Here is a 5,188-nt window from a genome sequence, read left to right as displayed (position 1 = left end):
TCATGGTGCTGGGCACGCATTTCACCCGCGCCTCCGATGTGATCGTGCCGGACTTCCTGACCACCATGCCGGCGGTCGAGATCACGCCCTACCGCGACGTGTTCGGCAATTGGTGCAGCCGCATGGTCGCACCGGCCGGTCGCATGCGCCTTGCCGCGGATGGCGTGGTTCGCGACAGCGGCCTGCCGGACCCGGTGTTTGCCTCGGCCGCTCAGCACAGGATCGAGGAGCTGCCCGCGGACACGCTGGTCTATCTGCTCGGCAGCCGCTATTGCGAGACCGACCGGCTTTCGGAGATCGCCTGGCAATTGTTCGAGAAGACGCCGTCCGGCTGGGCGCGGGTGGAGGCGATCTGCGATTTCGTTCACCGCCACATCGCCTTCGGCTACGAGCATGCGCGTGCCACCAAGACCGCGTGGGAGGCTTACCAGGAGGGCAAGGGGGTCTGCCGCGACTATGCGCACCTCGCCATTGCGTTCTGCCGCTGCATGAACATCCCCGCGCGATATTGCACCGGGTATCTGAGCGACGTCGGCACGCCGCAGCCCTGGGCTGTGGGCGATTTCGCCGGGTGGTTCGAGGCCTTCATCGGCGGCCGCTGGCACACCTTCGATCCCCGCAATAACGTGCCGCGGCAGGGGCGCATCCTGATCGCGCAGGGGCGCGATGCCTGCGACGTTCCGATCACGCAGACGTTCGGTCCGAACGAGCTGGTCAGCTTCAAGGTCTGGACCGACGAGGTCACCTGATGGCCGGTCATCCCCCGCTCAGCAGCGACGAACTCGACTCATTGCGCAAGGTCGGTCAGGTCGACCACCAAAGCGAGATCCCCCAATTGCACTGGGAGCGTCTCGTGCATCTGGGCTACGCGATCAGGCGGCTTGGAGCGCTTGAGCTCACCGCCGCCGGCGTGAGGCGCCTGGCGGGACAATAGGGGGCCGCTGCCTCCATCGGGCGGCGAGCCTGGCTTACGCCGCCGGCGCCGGCACCAGTCCGTAGCGCAGCATCGTCTCTTTCATCTTCGCGGGATCGGGTGGCGCGCCGGCCGACAGGAGTGCGGCCATCTCCGTGAAATATTGCGGGCCCAACACCCCGGGGCTCAGGATGCACAGGCATGTCGCCGGCCCCGTCGAACGATTGGTAAAGCCGTGCACGACGCCGCGCTTGATGAAGACCGATTCTCCCGGGCCAAGATCGCTCTGCTTGCCGTCGATCGTCCAGGTCGAGACGCCGGACAGCCCGTAGATCGTTTCGTCCCAGCGGTCGTGATAGTGCGGGATCGGCATCCGCGCATTCGGTTGCAGCGTCATTTCGAAGATGTCGACGCTGCCGTCGGTGTCATCCTTGCTGTGCAGGAAGCGGAGCTGAAGCGCGCCGAAATTGATGTCGGACATGGCTGTGTTATCCCGGTGAGAGGCTGAATCGAGGTCGCGGCGCTCGCCCGCATCGAAATGAAGGTTACCGCGGTCCCTCATACACTATCAGCCCGCGTGCGATCAGCTGACGATGCGCAGCATCGTCGAATGCAACGCGCTGTGCAACCGCGGCCGATTGCAAGCGGCAGAACATTCCGGGGCACGCTCAAAACGGCTCCGGGATCGACGTCTCTGATTGGCTCGCCGGCACTAATCTCAAGTTGGCGCCCGCAATCGCAGCAACCTTAAAGACGCAAAATGTTTGCCTGCGCTGATGCGCCGCATGAATCGAATTAATTCAAATTGAGAGTCCGAAAGCGAACTGAAGCCTCGACTTTCGTAGGGCATAGTTGGCTCCGGCAGGGGGCGAGAGCCGCAGATCCGCGGCAGCTTCCCACCATCGTGAAAGTAGGGGCACTGGTGTCCGGTGCAGCACGCACTGGGCGCGTCGGGGAGTCTTCAATCCATTATCTAGTTTCGCTTGAAAGGATGAATGCCCGTGATTGATGCCAATGTGAAAGCCGAGACGAATGCCGCTCCGCTGAGTGAGACGGCGAACGGAACTGCAAAGCTCAAATTCGACATGCCGTTTTTCAACATTCAGACGATGTTCGGCGCTCTCGCAGGGCCGACCGCCACGCGGGCCAAGGCAAATTTCGAGCAGATGAAGGCGACGTCCGAGGAGATTACCGCAGCTCTCTACGAAGCTTGTTCGATCAATGCCAAGCGTACCGCCGATTACGGCACCAAGGTCATTGAAATATCCAATACCAACACCAGCTCCGCGCTGGATTTCCTCTCCCAACTCGCGGATGCGAGGTCGTTTGCGGACCTCGTGAACCTCTCCACCGTCCACGGCCGCAAGACCTTTGAAGCGGCTTCCGCTCAGAACCGGGAGCTTTGGGACATGGCCCAGAAGGTCGCGTCCGAGACGACCGAGCCGATCAAGAACAGCTTCAACCGGGTTCTGCATAAGGCTGTCTGAATCGAAGCTACCGGCCACGTGGATCGGCTGGACGAGCGTCTTCGCCAGAAGAGACGCCGTCCAGCCGGGGGCGGCCATCCGCCGCCGTGAGGTGATGCCAAGCTGGAGGGAAACAAGATGGGTATGGTGATGATCAGGTGCCCGGAAACGGGAAACGCCATTCCGACAGGCATTGAGACGGATCGCGAAAGGTTTCGATGCAGTGCGGTGTTCTTTTCGCGCACCTATTGTCGGATGTGCGAAGCTACGCATGAATGGTTCGCCCGAGAGGCTTGGGTCTACGAGACGGTCTTGGCGAACGGGAATTCGGGGGGCGGGCAGCCGTTCCGCGCCGGCGCGGCGTGACGGTGCCTCAACGCATCCTGCGAAAAGATCCGATCGATCCTGCGGCCCATCACCTTGTAGCACTCGCAGGCGACGACCTCGAGTCGACGCCTGTCGATCTCGAGCTGGCCGCGCCGACTGGACTTTATGGCCCTCGACATGCGGAGTGCGCTCACGACGTGCGTAACCGTGGTGCGCCGGACGCCAAGCAATTCCGACAACGTTTCTTGCGTCAAGGGCAGGATGTCACCGCCATCCGTCCGATCGTGAATGTGAAGCAGCCAGCGGGCCAGGCGGGCCTCCACGGAGTGCAGTGCGTTGCAGGCTGCGACGTGCAGGAATTGCGTCATCAGCGCTCTGGAGAGCAGCTGAACCGCGTGCGCGATGGCGGGACTGCGTTCGAGCATCTCATGAAATCGTGCGGGCGAGATCTGCAGCGCGGTCCCGGCCACGCGGACGACCGCGGTCAGGGGTGACCGGCCGGGGCCAAGCGCCGACATCAGGCCGACCGCGCCGTCGTTGCCGATCACGGCGGTTGCGGTCGTCTGTCCGTTCGGCAATTCCATGATCAGCGCGATCGCGCCGCTGCAGGGGAAGTAAAGGTGATCGATCCGGTCGCCCGATCGAACGAGCACTGCATCGTGATGGAGAGGTACTTTCCGCAAGTGTGGTGCAAGCAAAGCGAAATCGGCCGGCGGCAACGCAGCTAACAAGCGATTACCAACTCTGGTCGCGTGCTCCATCACGGGATTCTTCCCTCGACGGAGGCCCGGCGGCTAGCAAACGCATCTTCTCCGACCGAGCCGCGGTACCGCGCAGACGCTTGCCACGGCAAGCGGACCAACTCACGTCAACAGATAAGGTTCCAATGACGGATCCCAAGCCAGCGCGCCGGGCGCGTCTGACGGCCATCTCACTCGCGCGACGAAGACCGGGCCGGAGGCTTGCAAAACTCGCTCGACGCGAGCGTTGCTCCTATCTCAGCCCCTCATACACCATCAGCCCGCGTGCGACCTGCAATTTGCGGATAGCGCGCGGCAGCAGTTTCTCGGGCTGGTGCAGATAGCGCCAGGAGGTGAGGGTGAACGCGCCAAGCGCGCCGCATTCGTCGTCGAACGGCGCAAGCACGCCGGTGACGCTGACGGGCGTATGCGGGCGGGCGTTGAAGGGGAGCAGMAACAGCTCGAGGTGCGCCTTGCTGCCGTCGTCGCGCAAGGCGGTGAGGCCGGCGATGGCGCCGAGCGTCTCGTCGGCAACGATGGTGGTGATCTCCCCGATCTCTCTGCGGCAGGCCTCGCTGAACAGCGCCGCAAAGCTTTGGTCCTTGAGGTCGAGCCCGGCGAGCGCGCAGACGCGCGTGCCGGCGACGCGGAACGGAAAACCGAGGTTGGGTTCGCACGACAGCACGAAGATGTCGCCGAGCAGGCCGCGGACCGCGGCCGGATCGATGTCGGCCCTGTCCGGAGCCCGCGCCGTGCCGCGCTTCTTGTCCCAATACGCGAAGAACTCGCGGCTCGACTTGTGTTTCATGACTGAACGCTTACCCCGGGGCGAAACCTCGCGGGACAGACCTGTCCCGCTTCAGTGCACCCGCGATCCCTTCTGTGTTGTGCAGGAGGGGAATTGCAGCGTCCATGCCGCGGGGGCGTTTTAGCTGCCCGAGCAGGGGTCTTTGCGTCGTTAACGTTAAATTAACTATGCGCTTGGCGCGCGCCGCGCCGCTGCTATGGTGATCGCAGTCGCAAGCCTCGCCGCTTTCATCCAGGTTCTCGGCGGGGTCTGTACACAGGCGTCAAACAGTTTGGTCACCGGCGGCGGGGAGGGGTGGGGATACTCCTTATTCCTCTGCTGCCGGAAGGCCGACACGGACAGGCAGGGCTTTCCCAGGGCCCTGCCTTTTCCTTTTCTCAGGCACACTCTCTCGTGCCCCGGACGCGGCGCAGCACTTCTTCAGTGATGCACCGCTGAGCCGGGATCCAGCGCCTCGCTCGGTTCGAGACGAGCCCATCATTCACGATTTCCGTTTGTGCACTTGCACCGGGTGGGTAAAGGCGACTATCTCCAAGCCTGTCGCTCCGATCGCGCCTGAAGGCGAAGCCCCTTGGATTCCCCACCAAACTCTCCGCCGGACCAGCCGGCCGTCATCGAGGAAGCTCCGCGCGAGCCGATTCTGACGCTGCCGGCGGCGCTGACCGCCTATATCGTCCTCCTGGCGGTGATCCATCTGCGGGTGCTGCTGCCGCCGGACATCGAGAACTGGACCATCGATGTCTTCGGTTTCATCCCGAAGCGCTACGATTCCTCGCTGCTCAATCTGGAGATCCCCGGCGGGACCGGCGCCAAGGTCTGGACCTTCGTCACCTATTCGCTGCTGCACGCCAATCTCACCCATCTCGGCTTCAACGTGCTGTGGCTGTTGCCGTTCGGCAGCGCGCTGGCGCGGCGCTTCGGCACGGTGCGGTTC

General features: G+C 63.4%; 7 protein-coding genes. 4 read left to right on the top strand and 3 right to left on the bottom strand.

The window, feature by feature from the left end; genetic code table 11:
* The first annotated feature begins 2 nt into the window (after positions 1-2).
* Positions 3-749 carry a transglutaminase-like domain-containing protein gene (locus tag ACXJL8_RS33405; protein WP_456686334.1) on the top strand — a complete coding sequence of 249 codons (747 nt, stop codon included), beginning with the start codon at positions 3-5 and terminating at the stop codon, positions 747-749.
* Positions 749-934, top strand: coding sequence for a hypothetical protein (locus ACXJL8_RS33400; protein ID WP_456618216.1), 186 nt, complete (start codon positions 749-751; stop codon positions 932-934). The genes ACXJL8_RS33405 and ACXJL8_RS33400 overlap by 1 nt, the downstream gene beginning before the upstream one ends.
* A gap of 34 nt (positions 935-968) precedes the next feature.
* Here ACXJL8_RS33400 and ACXJL8_RS33395 read toward each other — a convergent pair whose 3' ends face one another.
* Positions 969-1,394: a cupin domain-containing protein gene (locus tag ACXJL8_RS33395; RefSeq protein WP_456618215.1), complete on the bottom strand. Its 426-nt coding sequence runs from the start codon at positions 1,392-1,394 to the stop codon at positions 969-971.
* Positions 1,395-1,908: 514 nt separating this feature from the next.
* Here ACXJL8_RS33395 and ACXJL8_RS33390 point away from each other — a divergent pair.
* Entirely contained in the window at positions 1,909-2,400 is a 492-nt protein-coding gene (locus ACXJL8_RS33390) for a phasin (RefSeq protein WP_456618214.1), read from the top strand.
* Positions 2,401-2,678: 278 nt separating this feature from the next.
* Here ACXJL8_RS33390 and ACXJL8_RS33385 read toward each other — a convergent pair whose 3' ends face one another.
* Both ACXJL8_RS33385 and ACXJL8_RS33380 read right to left on the bottom strand, forming a co-directional pair.
* On the bottom strand, positions 2,679-3,467 hold the full coding sequence (locus tag ACXJL8_RS33385; protein ID WP_456618213.1) for a Crp/Fnr family transcriptional regulator: 789 nt from the start codon (positions 3,465-3,467) through the stop codon (positions 2,679-2,681).
* 232 nt (positions 3,468-3,699) lie between these two features.
* On the bottom strand, positions 3,700-4,254 hold the full coding sequence (locus ACXJL8_RS33380; protein ID WP_456686333.1) for a PAS domain-containing protein: 555 nt from the start codon (positions 4,252-4,254) through the stop codon (positions 3,700-3,702).
* 571 nt (positions 4,255-4,825) lie between these two features.
* Here ACXJL8_RS33380 and ACXJL8_RS33375 point away from each other — a divergent pair.
* On the top strand, positions 4,826-5,188 hold a 363-nt coding region (locus ACXJL8_RS33375), incomplete at its 3' end, for a rhomboid family intramembrane serine protease (RefSeq protein WP_456686332.1).

This window comes from Bradyrhizobium sp. P5_C11_2 (assembly GCF_054049755.1).
The sequence above is the reverse complement of the archived record's forward strand: the minus strand, read 5'-3'. Positions and strand labels throughout refer to the sequence as shown.